The sequence below is a fragment of the Nonomuraea sp. CA-143628 genome (genome assembly GCF_050942315.1).
In the GTDB taxonomy this organism is placed as follows: Bacteria; Actinomycetota; Actinomycetes; order Streptosporangiales; family Streptosporangiaceae; genus Nonomuraea.
Map to the genome: position 1 here is coordinate 12,198,792 of NZ_CP192072.1, position 16,503 is coordinate 12,215,294.

15 protein-coding genes are annotated in these 16,503 nt (G+C 70.3%); 8 read left to right on the forward strand and 7 right to left on the reverse strand.

What is annotated here, in order from left to right; translation table 11 throughout:
* Positions 1-4 precede the first annotated feature (4 nt).
* From ACQP2T_RS55055 to ACQP2T_RS55075, 5 genes are read left to right on the forward strand one after another with little or no spacing between them, the layout of a single operon-like run.
* Positions 5-931, forward strand: a complete 927-nt coding sequence (locus ACQP2T_RS55055) for a DUF389 domain-containing protein (RefSeq protein WP_433512736.1) — start codon at positions 5-7, stop codon at positions 929-931.
* A gap of 40 nt (positions 932-971) precedes the next feature.
* A complete protein-coding gene (locus tag ACQP2T_RS55060; protein WP_433512737.1) occupies positions 972-1,883 on the forward strand; it encodes an ABC transporter ATP-binding protein in 912 nt (303 codons plus the stop codon).
* Complete coding sequence (locus tag ACQP2T_RS55065; RefSeq protein ID WP_433512738.1) at positions 1,876-2,733, forward strand: ABC transporter permease; 858 nt, start codon at positions 1,876-1,878, stop codon at positions 2,731-2,733. The genes ACQP2T_RS55060 and ACQP2T_RS55065 overlap by 8 nt, the downstream gene beginning before the upstream one ends.
* Positions 2,730-3,644, forward strand: a complete 915-nt coding sequence (locus ACQP2T_RS55070) for an ABC transporter ATP-binding protein (protein ID WP_363993183.1) — start codon at positions 2,730-2,732, stop codon at positions 3,642-3,644. The genes ACQP2T_RS55065 and ACQP2T_RS55070 overlap by 4 nt, the downstream gene beginning before the upstream one ends.
* A 49-nt stretch (positions 3,645-3,693) precedes the next feature.
* Positions 3,694-4,410, forward strand: a complete 717-nt coding sequence (locus ACQP2T_RS55075) for an ABC transporter permease subunit (RefSeq protein ID WP_433512739.1) — start codon at positions 3,694-3,696, stop codon at positions 4,408-4,410.
* An 80-nt stretch (positions 4,411-4,490) separates the two neighbouring features.
* Here the strand turns inward: ACQP2T_RS55075 and ACQP2T_RS55080 are convergent, their stop codons facing one another.
* The 6 genes from ACQP2T_RS55080 to rplM are packed head-to-tail and all read right to left on the reverse strand — an operon-like array spanning position 4,491 to position 10,613.
* Entirely contained in the window at positions 4,491-5,978 is a 1,488-nt protein-coding gene (locus ACQP2T_RS55080) for a class I adenylate-forming enzyme family protein (protein WP_433512740.1), read from the reverse strand.
* 28 nt (positions 5,979-6,006) lie between these two features.
* Positions 6,007-7,110, reverse strand: a complete 1,104-nt coding sequence (locus tag ACQP2T_RS55085; RefSeq protein ID WP_433512741.1) for a GNAT family N-acetyltransferase — start codon at positions 7,108-7,110, stop codon at positions 6,007-6,009.
* A complete protein-coding gene (locus tag ACQP2T_RS55090; protein WP_433512742.1) occupies positions 7,107-8,216 on the reverse strand; it encodes an ATP-grasp domain-containing protein in 1,110 nt (369 codons plus the stop codon). The genes ACQP2T_RS55085 and ACQP2T_RS55090 overlap by 4 nt, the downstream gene beginning before the upstream one ends.
* 57 nt (positions 8,217-8,273) lie before the next feature.
* Positions 8,274-9,620, reverse strand: coding sequence for a phosphoglucosamine mutase (gene glmM / locus ACQP2T_RS55095; protein ID WP_433512743.1), 1,347 nt, complete (start codon positions 9,618-9,620; stop codon positions 8,274-8,276).
* Between the two features lies 1 nt (position 9,621).
* On the reverse strand, positions 9,622-10,143 hold the full coding sequence (gene rpsI / locus ACQP2T_RS55100) for a 30S ribosomal protein S9 (RefSeq protein ID WP_433512744.1): 522 nt from the start codon (positions 10,141-10,143) through the stop codon (positions 9,622-9,624).
* 26 nt (positions 10,144-10,169) lie between these two features.
* Positions 10,170-10,613 (reverse strand): 50S ribosomal protein L13, encoded by a 444-nt coding sequence (rplM, locus tag ACQP2T_RS55105; RefSeq protein ID WP_433512745.1) that lies wholly within the window; start codon positions 10,611-10,613, stop codon positions 10,170-10,172.
* Between the two features lie 322 nt (positions 10,614-10,935).
* On the opposite strand from rplM, the gene ACQP2T_RS55110 reads away from it, so the two are divergent.
* The 3 genes from ACQP2T_RS55110 to ACQP2T_RS55120 all read left to right on the forward strand — a co-directional run bounded on the left by ACQP2T_RS55110 (position 10,936) and on the right by ACQP2T_RS55120 (position 15,362).
* Positions 10,936-11,694 carry a CAP domain-containing protein gene (locus tag ACQP2T_RS55110; protein ID WP_433512746.1) on the forward strand — a complete coding sequence of 253 codons (759 nt, stop codon included), beginning with the start codon at positions 10,936-10,938 and terminating at the stop codon, positions 11,692-11,694.
* Between the two features lie 23 nt (positions 11,695-11,717).
* Positions 11,718-12,638, forward strand: coding sequence for a hypothetical protein (locus tag ACQP2T_RS55115; RefSeq protein ID WP_433512747.1), 921 nt, complete (start codon positions 11,718-11,720; stop codon positions 12,636-12,638).
* A gap of 336 nt (positions 12,639-12,974) precedes the next feature.
* Positions 12,975-15,362 (forward strand): hypothetical protein, encoded by a 2,388-nt coding sequence (locus ACQP2T_RS55120; RefSeq protein ID WP_433512748.1) that lies wholly within the window; start codon positions 12,975-12,977, stop codon positions 15,360-15,362.
* 104 nt (positions 15,363-15,466) lie between these two features.
* Here ACQP2T_RS55120 and truA read toward each other — a convergent pair whose 3' ends face one another.
* Positions 15,467-16,414 carry a tRNA pseudouridine(38-40) synthase TruA gene (gene truA / locus ACQP2T_RS55125; RefSeq protein WP_433512749.1) on the reverse strand — a complete coding sequence of 316 codons (948 nt, stop codon included), beginning with the start codon at positions 16,412-16,414 and terminating at the stop codon, positions 15,467-15,469.
* Positions 16,415-16,503 lie beyond the last annotated feature (89 nt).

Sequence of the window (16,503 nt, forward strand, 5' to 3'; positions counted from 1 at the left end):
CCAAGTGCTACATCTGCGATTGATCACCCCGTCCACCCGTACGGAGGAGGTGACGTCCGTGCTCGACGAGTGCACGGGCGTCACCAACGTCGCCGTACTGCCCGGCGCGGCCCGCGAGCCGAAGGGCGATCTGATCCTCTGCGACGTCGCGCGCGAAGCGGCCAACGAGGTGATCGACCGCCTCAAATGGGTGCAGGACGAGGGGTCGATCGCCGTCGAGCAGGTGCACCTGGCCCTGTCCAAGGTCGCCGCGGACGCCGTCGAGGAGGCTCCCGGCGACCCCGACGACGCGGTCATCTGGGCGGAGCTCGCCCACAGGGTGCAGGCCGAGTCGCGCATCACGTGGGCGTACCTGGCCTTCCTCGCGATCGCCACGCAGCTCGCGGGCATCGGCGTCCTGCAGAACTCACCCATCCTGATCGTCGGCGCGATGGTGCTCGGCCCCGAGTTCGGCGCCATCGCGGCCATCTGCTTCGGCCTGCTCCGCGGCCGGGGCCGGCTGATCATCACCTCGCTCAAGACCCTGGTCGTCGGGTTCGCGGTGGCGATCGCGATCACGTTCGCCTGCGCGCTGGTCTCGCGCTGGATGGGCTGGATCGACCTGAGCAACCTGCGCGTGAACGAGGAGGTCCAGTTCATCGTCAAGCCCGACCGCTGGTCGTTCATCGTGGCGCTACTGGCGGGCGCCGCCGGGGTGCTGTCGATCACGGCGGGCAAGTCGTCGGCCCTGATCGGCGTCTTCATCTCGGTCACCACGGTCCCCGCCGCCGGCTACGTGGCCGTGGCGCTGGCGCTCAGTGATTGGGAGGAGGTCGGCGGGTCGGTCGCGCAACTCGCGCTGAACATCGCCGGCATGATCATCTCGGGCACTGTCACCCTGGCCATCCAGCGGAAATTCTGGCCTCAAGTAGGACATCGTTCATCCGTGTGAACGAGGCCACTCCCCATGCCCGGCCGGTAGGGTCCGGACCATGCACATCCTCGCTACCGAGGGGCTGACCAAACGCTTCCCGACCGTCACGGCACTCGACCAGCTGACGGTCACCGTCGGGTCCGGTGTCACCGGGCTGGTCGGGGCGAACGGCGCGGGCAAGTCGACGCTGATCAAGATCCTGCTGGGCCTGCTGCCCCCGACCGTGGGCGGCGCGCGGGTTCTCGACCTCGACGTGACCACGCAGGGCGCCGAGATCCGCAGGTTCGTGGGCTACATGCCCGAGCACGACTGTCTCCCCCCTGACGTGTCCGCCACCGAGCTGGTCGTCCACCTTGCCCAGATGTCCGGGTTGCCGCGTACGGCCGCCCGCGAGCGCGCCGCCGACGTGCTGCGCCACGTCGGCCTGGCCGAGGAGCGCTACCGCGCCATCGGCGGCTACTCCACCGGCATGAAGCAGCGGGTCAAACTGGCCCAGGCGCTCGTGCACGACCCCAAACTGGTCTTCCTCGACGAGCCGACCAACGGGCTCGACCCGCGCGGCCGGGACGAGATGCTGGCGCTGATCAGGCGCATCGGCACCGACTTCGGCATCAGCGTGCTCGTCACCTCGCACCTGCTCGGCGAGCTGGAGCGGATCTGCGACCACGTGATCGTCATCGACGCGGGCCGGCTGCTGCGCTCCTCCGCGATCGCCGAGTTCACCCAGGCCACGCAGACCGTCACGGTCGAGGTCGAGGAGGGCACGCAGCCGCTCGCCGACCGGCTGTCCGAGCTCGGCCACAGCGCCGTCCAGCACGGCCGCCTGCTGCTGGTCAAGGTGACCGGACCGGAGACGTTCGACGCGATCCGTGACGCGACCGTCGATCTCGACCTCTGCCTGATCCGGCTCGAACAGGGCCGCCACCGCATCGAGGACGTCTTCAGGGAGGAGGTCGACGCGGGTGTCTGAGATCTATGACATCGGTTACCGCCATTACGACGGACCGCGACTCGGCCGCGGCTACTCGACGCGCGCGCTCACCGTCCACAGCCTGCGCGGCGTCTTCGGACTCGGGCGTACGGCGCGCAGCAAGATCATTCCGTTCGCCCTGGGCGTCATCATGCTGCTGCCCGCGGTCGTGTCGATCGCGATGATGGCCCTGTTGAAGCAGCGCGGCATGGCCTACAGCGGCTTCGCGGTCTACATGCAGACGGTCGTGGCGATCTTCCTGGCCGCGCAGGCGCCGACGGTCGTCGCGCCCGACCTGCGCTTCCGGGTGCTGCCGCTGTACCTGTCACGTCCGGTCACGATCATCGAGTACGTGGCCGCCAAGGTCATCGCCATGACCGCGGCGCTGTTCCTGCTGCTCGCCGTGCCGCTCACGCTGATCTACGTGGGCGAGCTGCTCATCGACATGGACGGGCCGCCGCAGACCAAAGAGTACTTCGGCGCCCTGGCCATGGCGCTGGTGCTCGCGCTCCTGCTGTCCTCGTTCGGCCTGGCCATCGCCGCGCTGACGCCCAGGCGCGGGCTCGGCGTCGCCTCCGTCATCGCCCTCTACCTGCTCACCTCGGCCTCCGCCACGGTCATCTTCGCCACGCTGTACTCGTCGGGCAACGAGACGACGGCCGGCTGGGCCTGGATGATCAACCCGTTCTGGCTGGTCGACGCCGTACAGGTGTGGCTGTTCAGCACCACGGCCAGCGTTCCGGACGGCAGCTACCCGCCGGGGCCCGTCCCGGCGATCCTCGTGGTCGTGCTCATCGGGATCGGCCTGGCGGCGCTCGCGGCGCGTTATCGGAAGGCGGCCGCCCAATGAACATCGAGCTCGCACAGGTCTCTCGCTGGTACGGCAACGTGGTGGCGGTCAACGACGTCACGATGACGATCGGTCCCGGCGTCACCGGCCTGCTCGGCCCCAACGGCGCGGGCAAGTCGACGCTGCTGCACCTGATGGCCGGGTTCCTGGCCCCCTCGGGCGGCACGGTGACGATGGACGGCACCCAGATCTGGAAAAACCACCACATCTATAAGAACATCGGCCTGGTTCCTGAACGGGAGGGTGTCTACGGGTTCCTCACCGGCTGGCAGTTCGTCCTGTCCGCCGCCCGGCTCCACGGTCTGCCCGACCCGATCGAGGCCGCCCGCAAGGCACTGGCCACGGTCGAGATGGAGGAGCCCAAGGACCGCCGCGTCGAGACCTACTCCAAGGGCATGCGCCAGCGGGTGAAGGTCGCCGCCGCGCTCGTCCACGACCCGCCGGTGCTGCTGCTCGACGAGCCGTTCAACGGCATGGACCCGCGCCAGCGGCTGCACCTGATGGACCTGATCCGCTCGATGGGCACGGCGGGCAAGACCATCCTGTTCAGCTCGCACATCCTGGAGGAGGTCGAGCGGGTCGCCCAGCAGATCGAGGTACTGGTCGCGGGCCGGCACGCCGCCTCGGGCAACTTCCGCGAGATCCGCCGGCTGATGACCGACCGGCCGCACCTGTTCAGGATCCGGTCGAGCGACGACAGGAAGCTCGCCGCCGCCCTGATGCTCGACAACTCGGCGGGCGGCGTCTCGCTCGGCGCGGGCGGGCTGGAGGTCCAGGCGGTCGAGTTCCGGCGCTTCGCGTGGCTGCTACCGCGCGTCGCCCGCACCGAAGGGATCCGCCTGCACGAGGTCTCCCCCGCCGACGAGGACCTGGAGAGCGTCTTCGCCTACCTGATCAACCGGAGCACGTGATGAACCCGCGAGGAAGACACCGGATCCCGGCGACCGATGGGGTGAGGCAATGAATCCGGTCGTTGCCGGTATCACTTACCGGGCGTTGCTCGGCAGGCGGAGGATCTTCCTTCTGCTTATGCTGCCGCTGGCGCTGATCGGGCTGGCCGTCATGCTGCGGGTGTTCGCCGGCTACGACCCGCGCTCGGCCGCGCTGCTGATGGACAAGTTCGCCATCGGCACGATGCTCCCGCTGCTCGGCCTCATCGCGGGGACCGGGGTGATCGCCCCGGAGATCGACGATGGCACGATCATCCACCTGATGTCCAAGCCGATCTCCCGGCCGGTCATCGCCCAGACGAAGTTCCTGGTAGCCGCCTCGCTGCTGGCGGTGTTCTCAGCGGTCCCGACGTACTTCGCGGCCTGGCTGCTGGTGGGCAACGAGGACGGTCTCGCGGCGGGCTTCGCGCTCGGCGCGCTGGTCGCGGGCATCGCCTACGCGGCGGTGTTCCTGCTGCTCGGCATCTTGACCCGCCACGCGGTCACGGTCGGGATCATCTACGCGCTGCTGTGGGAGACGCTGGTCGGCACGTTCGTACCGGGGGCGCAGAAGTTCTCTATCCAGCAGTGGGCCAAGTCGATCGCCGACCAGATCTCCGACACCCCGTTCCTGACGGCCAACGTGACGCTCGGCTTCGCCGTACCGGCGCTGATCATCGTGACGCTGGGCGCGGTGCTCTTGGCGGGACAACGACTGCGGGTCTTCACGCTGACGGGCGACGAATAACTCCTCGCTCACGGGCGTCACTCACGGGCGGCGCTCACGAGCGCGTCACTCACGGGCGGCGCCCGCAGGTGACGAACAGCTCACGGGCGGCCGATGGCCGCGCGTAACGTCGCCCGGTCGAGCTTGCGCCTGCTGGATCGCGGGAAGTCCGGGAGCACCGCGATCCGGTCGGGCAGCGCGCCCGCGTCGACCAGCGCGGGCAGCCGGGCGCGTACCACCGCCTCCTGGAAGCCGTCGCCGGGCACCAGCGCCAGTACGACCTCCTCGTCCCCGGTGACCGGATCGGCCAGGCCGACGATGGCCGCGTCGGCCACGCCGGGCAGCGCGGCGATGGCCGGTTCGTACAGACTCGGGTAGATGTTGAACCCATCGCGAAGGATCATGTCCTTCTTCCGGCCGAGCAGGACGAGGCGGCCCTGTCCGTCCAGGCGGACCAGGTCGCCGGTGGCCACCTCGTCGTGCGGCGGCTCGCCCAGGTAGCCGCGCGCCACGTGCGGGCCGCTGACGACCAGTTCCTGGTCCTCGGTGAACCGCACGCCGACTCCCGGCAGCGGCGCGCCGAGCAGGTCTCCCTCGGCGCAGGCCAGCTTCTCGGCCGCGCTCGCCAGTGCGATCGGCAGCGCCTCCGTCATCGCGTACACGCTCAGCACCTCCGCGCCGGGCGCGGCGGCGATCGCCTTCCGCAGTACGGCCGGCGGCGCGGGAGCCGAGCCGAGCAGCAGGTGGCGCAGGCTCTCCGGGAGCCGTTCCACCTGGGCTACGAGCCCGGCCAGCTCCACGGGCACACAGTACAGGTGGGTCACCCGGCGCTCGAAGATCAGCTTGGCCGGGCCGGGCATCGACCAGGTGGCGCCGCCGATGAGCGCGGGCAGGCCGAGCATGAGGCCGTCGGTGTGGACGACGTCGCCGGGCTCGACGGGGAAGCGGTCCCTGAAGATCTCCAGCCCGGCGGCGAGGGACGCGCGGGTGTGGACGACGGCCCTGGGGTGCGCGGTCGTGCCGGAGGTGAAGATCACCGCCGCCGGATCATCCACCTCACCCCGACTCGCGTCGGTCGTCGGCATCGGACCGTCCAGGCCGCGTAACCGTAACGCCGCTCTGGGCACGCCGGGCAGCCATCGGCCGGTGTAGGCGTGGCGCAGTTCCAGCTCCGGCAGCGGATCGCGCAGGCCGGGCAGGAGCACGCCCCGGCGCCTGGCCAGCGCGCGCAGCGGCGCGAACGACGTGATCGCGTACAGCAGCGACCCCGCCACCACCCAGCGCGGCCGGGCCAGCCGGAGCCGGGCCCGCAGGATCTCCGGCGCGAGACCGGGATCGGCCAGCACCAGCACCCCGCCCGCGGCGACCACGCCCAGCGCCACGGCTATGGCGTCCGGCGAGGGCTCGACGGCGTACAGCACGCCGTCGTCGCGCCCGAGCCCCTCCGCCACCAGCCGGTCACGGATGCGCAGCGCCCGCTCGCGCAGCCCGCCGAACGTCAGCTCGCGCCCGCGCGCGCCCACGATCGCCGTCGCCCGGGGCGTACGCTCGCAGGCGTCGAACACCTGAGCCAGCAGATCACTCCGCATCCCACTCCCTCAAAAGCCATCAAAGCCCTCAAAGCTCGTAACGCCGCATGACCGGCACCGCGACCCGGTCGAGCAGCCAGGCCAGCACCACCCACCCCGTACGCCGCCGCCACGGCAGATGCCCGACATATACGGCCCGATACTCGATCTCCGGCACCGCCCCACGCAGCCGCTTGAACTCCCCCGCACCCGCACTGTCGTTGACCGACAGCCCTTCGTCCACAGCGATCTGGTAGACCAGCGCGCTCAGCATCCGGTACAGCCCGATCCCCTGCGGCAGCGCGGTGTCATAGCCGAAGATCGGCGTGGTCAGCGTCCCGTCGCGGTGGAAGTAGCCGAGCACCCCGTCGATCCGCCCGTCCTTGGCCAGCGCCCAGTAGGTGATCGTCCCCGCCCGCATGGTCTCGCGCACGAACCGCTCGGTGAACTGCGGATTGTTCCGTGAGTATTTATCCAGATAAAGCAGGTCATAAAGCTCGACCACCCGAGCCGCGTCACCCTCGCCCGGCCGCACCACCTCATACCCTCTGCGCCCGACCAGCCGCAGGTCGCGCCGCCATCGCTTGCGATGCCGGGCCTCCTGCTCCCCCGGCCGCACCAGGTAGATCCGTCGCCCCGGCACCATCACACAGCCGTCGATCCGCCGGTTCACCGAGCAGAACCCGACGGCGTGCCCTGGGAACCGCTCCCGCAGGAAACGGATGGCGGCCCGCTCATGGGCGGGCTCGATGGCCGGATAGAGGTTCGTGGACAGCAGCCAGTTGTTGACCAGCACCACCCGGTCCAGCTCCGCCCACCGGCACAGCGCGCCCAGCGCGGCCAGCGCCGCCGCCAGCACCGCGCGCAGCACTCCGCTGTCGAGCACGCGCAGCTCTTCACCGGCATAGGTCACATAGTGCGTGTACGGCGAGCACACCCACGCGTTGCCCTGCTCACCGTCATTGACCGACACCGGCAGGACAATGCGCCCGTCCACGAGCAGCACCCCGTAGGTCGTGGCCACATTGGTGACGAACGCCTCGGTCCCGTGCTCGACCAGCGGCACCAGGTAGTCACGCGCGTAGGCGCCGTCCTCGGTGTCGGGCCAGGGCAGCTCGCCGAGGGTGTCCTTCGTGAACAGCTCGGCCTTCACCGGCCGTCCCACTCGATGTCGTACGTCGAGCACTCGATCAGTGACCGCCGTGTCCACAACGAGCGGATCCAGTTCTCCCAGAGCACCTCGAACTGCGCCAGGAACGGCCCCCGGTCCCCTTCCACCGCGATCACGTCGTCGGCGGTGGCCACCACGCTCACCCACCGGCGCAGTTCCGGCCAGGAGCGTACTCCCGCCAGCCCGAAGCCCAGCATCGCCAGCCCGATCATCGCCCGCGTGCCCGGCGCGGGCCGCAGCGGCCGGTCGGGTACGTCACCGAGCAGCACCCCGGCCAGCTCATCGCCCAGCAGATGGACCCCGCTGGTGGCCCGTGGATTGCACTCCATCGGCAGCACCCGGTCGCCGACCATGAAGTCGAAGGCGATCTGCCCGCTGAATCCGACCCGCGCGACGAACTCCGTCACCCAGGCGTCCACCTCGGCATGCTCCACCGGCTCGAAACTCACACAAGCCCCAGAAGCCGTGAACTCCACCGCGTAGGCGGCATGAGCCACCAATCGCCCCTTCATCGCCACGGAGTAGGTGCAGATCTGCTGCCCGCCGAGCGGCTCTTGGGCCACCCAGGGCCCTTCGCCCACCCTTAACGCGATATTTCCCCGCACAACCCGCACTTTCGTACCAAAGCGCGAAAAAACAGGCTTCAGGATGAACGGGCGCCGAATCCCGGCCAGGTCGGCCTGCGACGTCACCAGCGCCGTCTCGGGCACCGGCAGCCCGAACCCCTTCGCCAGCTGAACGAACTCCCACTTGCTGTGCAATGCCCGCAGCGTCCCGAGCGGCTCGGCCAGCACGTCGCAGTGCAGCCGCTTGCGCCCCCGGGCCACCCAGAAGATCTCCTCGCAGGTGGGTACGACCAGCCGCACGCCCTCCAGCTTGACGATGTCGGCCAGCGCGTCGGCGAACGCCTCGGGCGCCCGGTTGGGCGGCGGCACCCGATGGCTCACCGCCACGGCCGAGGACCGCGCGCAGAGCTGCGCCCGCGAGCTCTCGGCCACCACGACCCGCGCACCCGACCTGGCGAACTTCCTGGCCAGGTCCAGCGCCACGGGCGCCCGCCCACCGGTGATCAGCACAGTCACGCTCACCAGCCGCAGGATACGCGTGAGGGGCACGGCGCCGCCGTGCCCCTCACCGGAAAAGCCTCAGACGCAGGCGGCCCGGACCACGTCGGCCAGCCGGCCGGCGACCTCGGAGGCGTGCTCCTCGGACGAGGCCTCGACCATCACGCGGATCATCGGCTCGGTGCCGCTGGGCCTGATGAGCACCCGGCCCGTCTCACCCAGCTCCTTCTCCGCCAGCGCCACGGCCTCGGTGAGCTCGGGCACCGACGCCTTGCCCCGGTCCACGTCCTTGACGTTGATCAGGATCTGCGGCAGCGGCGTCATCACCGCGGCCAGCTCGCGCAGCGACTTGCCCGACCTGGCCACGACCGAGAGCAGGTGCAGCGAGGTGAGCAGGCCGTCTCCGGTGGTGGCGTGGTCGAGCATGATGACGTGCCCCGACTGCTCGCCGCCCAGGTTGTAGCCGTCGGACTTCATGCGCTCCAGCACATAGCGGTCGCCCACCGCCGTCTCCACGACGTTGATGCCCGCCTCGCGCATGGCCAGCTTGAAGCCCAGGTTGGACATCACGGTCGCGACCACGGTGTCCTTGGCCAGCGTGCCCTCGGCGTGCATGTCGGCGGCGAGGATCGCCATGATCTGGTCGCCGTCGATGATCGCGCCGGTGTGGTCGACCGCCAGGCAGCGGTCGGCGTCGCCGTCGTAGGCGATGCCGAGGTCGGCGCCGCGCGAGACGACGACCTGCTGCAGCTTGGGCAGGTGGGTCGAGCCGTAGCCGGCGTTGATGTTGAGGCCGTCGGGCCGCGCGCCGATGGCCTCCACCCTGGCTCCGGATCGCACCAGCGCCTCGGGCGCGACCATGTGGGCGGCGCCGTGGGCGCAGTCCACGACGATGTCGAGGCCGTCGAGCCGGCCACTGACCGTGGCCAGCACATGGGAGATGTAGCGGTCGGCCTCACCGTAGGCGTCACGCACCCGGCCCACGGCGGAGCCGACGGGGAAGGTCCAGTCCTCGCCGAGCCGCCGCTCGATCTCGTCCTCGACCGCGTCGGACAGCTTGAAGCCGCCCCGGGCCAGGAACTTGATGCCGTTGTCCGGTGCCGCGTTGTGCGACGCCGACAGCATGACGCCGAGGTCGGCGCCGAGCGCGGCGGTGAGGTAGGCGACGGCCGGGGTGGGCAGCACGCCGAGGCGCAGCACATCCACTCCGGACGACGCAAGGCCGGCGACCACTGCGGCCTCGAGGAACTCCCCCGAGGCACGCGGGTCCCGGCCTACGACGGCCACAGGACGACGTCCTGTGGCCGTGAACGCGCCCGCATCGCCGAGGACGTGAGCCGCCGCGACCGAGAGGTCCATGGCGAGCTCCGCCGTGAGGTCGCGACCAGCGACCCCACGAACCCCGTCGGTGCCGAAAAGACGCGCCAATTTAGCGCTTGCTGTACTGCGGAGCCTTACGGGCCTTCTTGAGGCCGTACTTCTTCCGCTCCGTGGCGCGGGCGTCACGGGTGAGGAAGCCGGCCTTCTTCAGAGGCGCTCGGTTGGTCTCGACATCAAGGATCGCCAGCGCACGGGACAGGCCCATGCGCAGCGCGCCGGCCTGGCCGGTCACGCCGCCACCGTCGATGCGCGCGATGACGTCGAACGCCTCCTCGGCGCCGAGCACCACGAAGGGCTCGTTGACGATCTGCTGGTGGACCTTGTTGGGGAAGTAGACGTCCAGCGAACGACCGTTGATCGTCCACTTGCCGGTGCCGGGGACGATGCGCACGCGGGCGATCGCCTCCTTACGGCGACCGGTGCCGTACGAGTTGCCCGTGGTGACGGGCTTGCGCACGGGAGCGTCAGCGCTGGCGGTGGACTCGGTGGTGTACTCGGAAGGGAACTCCTCGCCGGAGAAGTCTTCCACCTCGGCCTCGACGGCCGTCTCGACACCGGTGGGCTCAGCCACGGTTCTCCTCTAAATCTTTCGGTCTGCTACTGGGCGATCTGGGTGATCTCGAACGGCACCGGCTGCTGGGCCTGGTGCGGGTGCTCGGACCCCGCGTAGACCTTCAGCTTCTTGGCCATCTTCCGGCCGAGGGAGTTCTTCGGCAGCATGCCCTTGACGGCCTTCTCGACGGCCTTGTCCGGGCGCTTGTCCATGAGCTCGCCATAACTGACGGAACGCAGACCGCCCGGGTAACCCGAGTGGCGGTAGGCCTTCTTCTGCTCACGCTTGTTGCCGGTGAGCGCGATCTTGTCCGCGTTGATGATGACGACGAAGTCGCCGGTGTCGACGTGGTTGGCGAAGATCGGCTTGTGCTTGCCGCGGAGCAGGTTCGCGACGTGGCTGGCCAGCCGGCCCAGCACGACATCGGTCGCGTCGATGACGTACCACTGACGCTGAACGTCGGCGGGCTTCGGTGAGTACGTGCGCACGGTCGTAGCCTTCTTTATGCTCGCGTCTTCGGCGCTGTCGGGAAGCGACAGCTCTAGGGTCGGTCGGTGCGGGCACACGACGGCCCGGACCTTCCGTCTCCCGGGCCCGATGGGCTCGATGATGGGAGATGACGCCGGACGCGCCGCGCATCGGTCGCGCTGGACCTATGCACACAACGATTGATTAGGCTACCCGCATTTAAGGGTGCTGGTCAAAAGACCGGTAACCTGCGATCAGTCTACCTGACACAGAACGGTTCGATTTCGGTTCCCTGGGATCCCTTCTTTCCCAGGACCAGACATCTCTATCGTTGGGTGTGGCATGTGGCACACCTCTCTCACCCGGCACACCCAGCGGAGCGCACGGCGCCGGAACCATCTGGGGGTGCTCGCCTGTCTTATGGCGGTTCTGTTCACGGGTGTGCTGATCGGGCGGTTGACGGACAACGTCGAAGAAACCGGCCACATCTACCTCAACGAGACGGCCCCACCCGCCGCCGCAGCCAAGGCCAAGCCCACGGTCACGCCCACCGCCAAGAAGGCGCTGCCGTACGCGGGCCGCATCCCCAGGGAGAGCACCGCCGGGGTCCCGCGCGGCAGCGTCAGGACCAAGCCCACCAAGAGCCCGGACGGCAACATGGTGCCCGGCTACACCGCCGAAGACCCCACGCGGGTGCTCGGCGAGCAGACCACCGAGATGTCGCCGGCGATGGCGGCCAAGGTCGTCAGCCTCACCAACGCCGCCAGGCTCAAGCGCGGCTGCGGCCGCCTCCGGACCGACGCGAGGCTGACCCTCTCCGCCCGCGCGCACTCCCTTGAGATGGCGAGCAGCGGCCGCTTCACCCACGACTCCCCCGACGGCTCCTCGCCGTGGGACCGGATGGAGCGCGCCGGATACCGCGCGGGCGCCGCCGAGAACATCGGGCGCGGCTACACCTCTCCCGAAGAGGCGGTCCGCGGCTGGCTCAACAGCAAGGACCACCGCCAGAACATCCTCAACTGCCGCATCGAGTCCATCGGCGTCGGCGTGGTGGCCGGGGCCGGCGGTCCGTGGTGGACGCAGGACTTCGGTTACTCATGACCACTTCACGGTAATGTCGCCGCATGGGTTTTCCCGACGAACGTGACACCAGCACGGAGAGCACTCCCCGCCGTTCTCGCAGGGCCCGTGACACGGCCGAAGCCGGCGGCTCCCGCAACCCCTTCGAACCGATCGGGGCCGCCACCGGTCGCAGGGCCAAGGAACCGGCCGCGGCCGAGCCGGTCGCCGAACCGGCGCGCCGCAGCACGACGTGGAGCCCTTACGACGAGGGCAAACGCTCGCGTGGGCCGCTCTGGTTCACGCTCGGCGGCGTCGCGGTGCTCGGCCTGTTCGTCGCGGGCCTCGTGGTGATGTTCAAGTCAGGCGGCTCCGACCAGGCCGAGACCCAGGCGGCCCGCCGCACCTCCGCGCCGCTGCCGTCCTCGCCTCCCGGCAAGTACAGCTACGCGGCCGAGCGCAAGACCGACCCCGAGCCGCTCACGGTCAAGGAGCTGTTCGCGACCAAGAAGATCGCCGTCGGCGGCCGCTCGTACACGATGACCGTAACCAGCAAGGTCAAGAAGTGCTCCGACGGAGCCGTCGGCGACAAGCTGCAGAAGGCCCTGAAGGCCGGCAAGTGTACGCAGATCATCCGCGCGAGCTTCCGCGACAAGGCCGGCAAGCTGATGGGCACGGTCGGCGTGGCCAACCTCAAGTCCAGCAAGACCGCGACCAAGGTGCAGTCGGTCGGCAGCAAGACCGACTACGTCAAGCCGCTGGCCGGCAAGGACTCACTCACCAAGAGCCTCGGCACCGGCAGCGGCGGCACCCAGATGTGGATGCACGGCCACTACGCCGTCATGATCTGGTTCCAGAACAAGGACGGCAGCAAGCCCGACAAGAAGGGGCAGAAGAAGCTCTTCCAGGCGGTCGACGACATCACCAAGGCCACCGTCTTCAAGGCCCTTGACTCCCGCACGCTGACCGGCCACCCGGGCACCTGAAAGCCTCAAACCTTTTCATAGGTACCCAAACGGCATCGATGATCCAGTCGGGAACGCCCATACCGGCATAACGATCTCGCGACTCTCGCTAGGCTCCCCCTTATGCGTGGCCAGGAACCTGGGTCTGACAACGATCGTAGGGAATCTGACGGCTCGGCCGCACCGGCGACGCCACCGCCGAGCTTCGGCCAGCCCCTTCAATATCCCGAGTCACGGGCGTCTCACGAGGCGCCCGGAGCTACTCCAGCATCGCCACCGGAGCCCGGCGCGGGCGCTGACTCCGGCTCTGACAGCGCCGCTTACGGGAGTGCCGATTATGACGATGCCGGTCATGACATGCTGCCCGCTTTCCCGGGGGCGCCATCGGATGCCGAGCAGACGGTGACCGGGGCATCGGCCTTCGACTCGCCGTCCGAGTGGCAGCCGTTCGAACCACAGCCGTCGGACCCGGCCTCGGCCGAGGACCAGTCCGACCTTCCCGGCCTGCCGGCCTTCCCCGGCGCGCAGCCGTGGGAGGTGGCGGGCGACGACGCCACGCCGTACGACTGGTTCGCCGACCCTCAGGGCCCGCCCCGCCCCATGCGCGGCCGCCTGCCCCGCAACCTCGGCGCCCAGCCCGGCACCCCGTCCCCGTCTCCGCGACCTCCCGCCGCGGGCACTCCGCCCGCCGGCTCCGCATCCGCACGGCCGCCCACCGCTCCGGGACAGAGCGCCCAGCCTCCGTCGCAGACCCCGCGACCAGGCGCCCAGCTTCCGTCGCAAAGCCCAGGCGCTCCGTCACATCCCGCCGGACCAGGCGCTCAGCCTCCGTCACACCCCGGCGGGCCGGGCGCTCAGCCTCCATGGCAGTCCGCCGAGTCCGAATCGGGCAGTCCGACCTCCGGCCCCCAGCCCTCGTGGCCGCGCGCCGAACCGGGACAGGACGCCCCGGCTCCCGGCCAGCCCGGCGCCGGATGGTCTCCGGCGTCCGGTGCCTGGCCCGCACCCATCCCTGAGGAGCCCGCGACCTGGGCCCCCGAGGAGCCCGCCACCTGGGCGGTCGACCCCGTGGTGCCCGGTGCGCCGTCGTGGGAGCCGCCACCGGCCTTCACCGCGGCGGCCGCGGGCATGCAGGTATGGCCCGCCCCCGTCTCCGACCCGCCCGCCATGCCGCCCTGGCCCGCCGCCACGGGCGAGCTCGCCGTGGAGCCGGATTCCGACGACGTGTCATCGCCCTGGAACGTCCCATCGGACAGCTCGCCACCGGACGACGCCGACACCCGTCCGGGAGGCATCATCCCGCCCGGACTCCCCACGTCCGGCGACAGCGACCCCGCGCCCAAGAGCTCCGTGTACGGCGGGCCGACGACCAAGGGCCCCACGTTCGGGCAGCCCGCGGCCGACTACGAAGAGGCCGACCCTTCAGAGGACGCCGAGGACTACCAGACCGACCCGAACCTGACCGCCCCCTACGACGCTAGGGGCGCGTCCGCCCGCCCCTTCGCCGCCAATGAGGCGGCCCCACCGGCCTTCGACCCGAACACCACCGATCCCACCTTCGACGCGAACCCCACTACGCCCGCGTCCGGCGCGACGGCCCCCCACGCCTTCAATCCCAACACCGGGCCCGCCTTCGACCCGAATGCGACTGCGCCGGGGTTCAACGCGACGATCCCCCACGCCTTCGGTCCCAACGCGCACGCGTTCGACGCCAGCACCCCACCAACCGCCTTCGACCCGGGCACCCCGCCGCCCGCCTTCGACCCGAACGCCGCCGGACACCCGGCCGAGCCGAGCGACGTCCCGGTCTGGCCGCCGATCCCCCCTGGCGGGACCGAACAGAAGGGCAACGTCCCCGACCTCCCGTTCGAGGTATGGGGCCAGAAACCCACCGCCGCCCTGCCCGTCCCGGCCTCGCAGGACCGCTCCACACCGCCCGCCGCCTACGGGCAGGGGCCGTTCAAACAGTCGCCTTTCCAGGCGACACCGCCCGCCACCGGCCAGCCCGGCAAGCCGGCGGGCCGGAAAACACTCTTCATCACCCTGGGCGTGCTCGCCCTGGCCGGCGTCGCCACAGGCGGCTTCTTCGCCTACAAGTCGGTGAGCGCCCCGGCACCACCCGCCGCCACGACGGCCGCCAAGGAACCGCCGACGACGGCACCCCCGGCCATCGTCAGCCCCGATGCCTCCACGACCCCGGTCGTGCCAGCCACCTCGATCCTCAACTCCGAGCAGACCGACCCGCGCAAGATGTCGCTCTCCGAGGCGTTCCCGAAGAAGAAGATCGAGGCGGAGGGGGCCGTGTTCTCCAAGGTCAAGACCGACATGACGGGGAGCTGCGAGAAGGCCGCCTCCGGTCCCTTCGCCGACGCGCTGCGCGAGCAGAAGTGCAGCCGGATCGTACGAGCGACGTACGTCGACACCAAGCGCCGCTACGCCGTGACGACCGGCATCGCCGTACTGCCGACCAAAGAGGCCGCCATGAGCGCCGACAAGGCCAAGAACCTCGGCCGCAACGTCTGGTTCCGCGGCCTCCCCGCGGCGGCGGGCACGGGCGGCGAACGCGTGGAGATCGCGGGCGGCTACGCCGCGGGGCTGGTCTGGGGCCGCTACATCGTCTTCAGCTACGCCACGTACGCCGATGGCCACACGCCCGGCACCAAGGAGAAGACACTCGGCAAGGTCAGCGGCGCCTTCCGCGACCAGACCTCCCAGGCCCTGGAACGCCGCCTCACCAACGACTGACGACCCGCTCGACTACGAAGCTCGCCGACAGTGGGCGGATCGACGCGCCGGCACCCGGCTCGTCGACCGCAGCGGGTCACCGACCAACGCACGAACGCGCCGGGCTACGGCGCGTCGACGGCGGGCGGATCATCACCCAGCGTGCGGACGCGCCGGGTCGCGAGGGCGCGCGCGGCGAGTTCCGCGTCCGGAGGGTAGGTCACCTCTTCCAGGCACAGGCCGTGCGCGGGCGCCACGTGCACCCCGGAGTCCCGTACGGCCCGCCCCAGCACCTGCCCAGGCCACTCGACAGGCCGGCGCCCATCGGCGGCCGACAGGAGGGAGCCGACCAGCGACCGCACCATCGAGTGGCAGAACGCGTCGGCGACCACGGTGGCGACCAGCACCCCGTCGCCCTCCCGGACCCAGTCGAGCCGTTGGAGCCGCCGGATCGTAGTGGCCCCTTCGCGCTTCTTGCAGAAGGCGGCGAAGTCGTGCTCGCCGAGCAGGTGCGTGGCCGCCGCGTTCAGCGCGTCCAGGCCCAGCGGCCGGTTGTGCCAGACCACCTCCCGGCGCCGCAACGGATCCACCCCACCGGCCGCGTCACTGACCCGGTAGGCGTACCGCCGTGACAGGGCGGAGAACCGTGCGTCAAAGCCCTCAGAAGCCACGGAGACCCGATGAACGCGTACATCCGGCTGCAGCACCCCGGCCAGCCGCCGCAGGAGTGTAGCGAGCCGCTCATCCACGTCCAGCGGCAACCCCGCACCGACCCCCACGGTGCCGACAGCCGGGATGCCCGCCGCGGGCTCGGGCCCGGCGGATCTCCGGTGGTTGCGGTCGAGGGCGGAGAACGCCTCCACGGGCAGATCCACGTGCGCCACCTGCCCGCGCGCATGCACCCCGGCATCCGTACGCCCGGCGACGGTCAGCGCCGGTGGCTCGGCCAGCCGCAGGATCCTGCCGAGCGCCTGCTCGATCTCCCCCTGGACCGTACGCAGCCCCGGCTGCCTGGCCCACCCGGAGAAGTCGGTCCCGTCATAGCCGAGATCAAGCCGGAGCCGTACCACCATCGCCCTCCCCAGAACGCGAACAGGCCCGAACCCCCGCGAGAGGGGCCCGAGCCCGATTCAACTGGGCCCGGAATCCCCGCGTAGAGGGG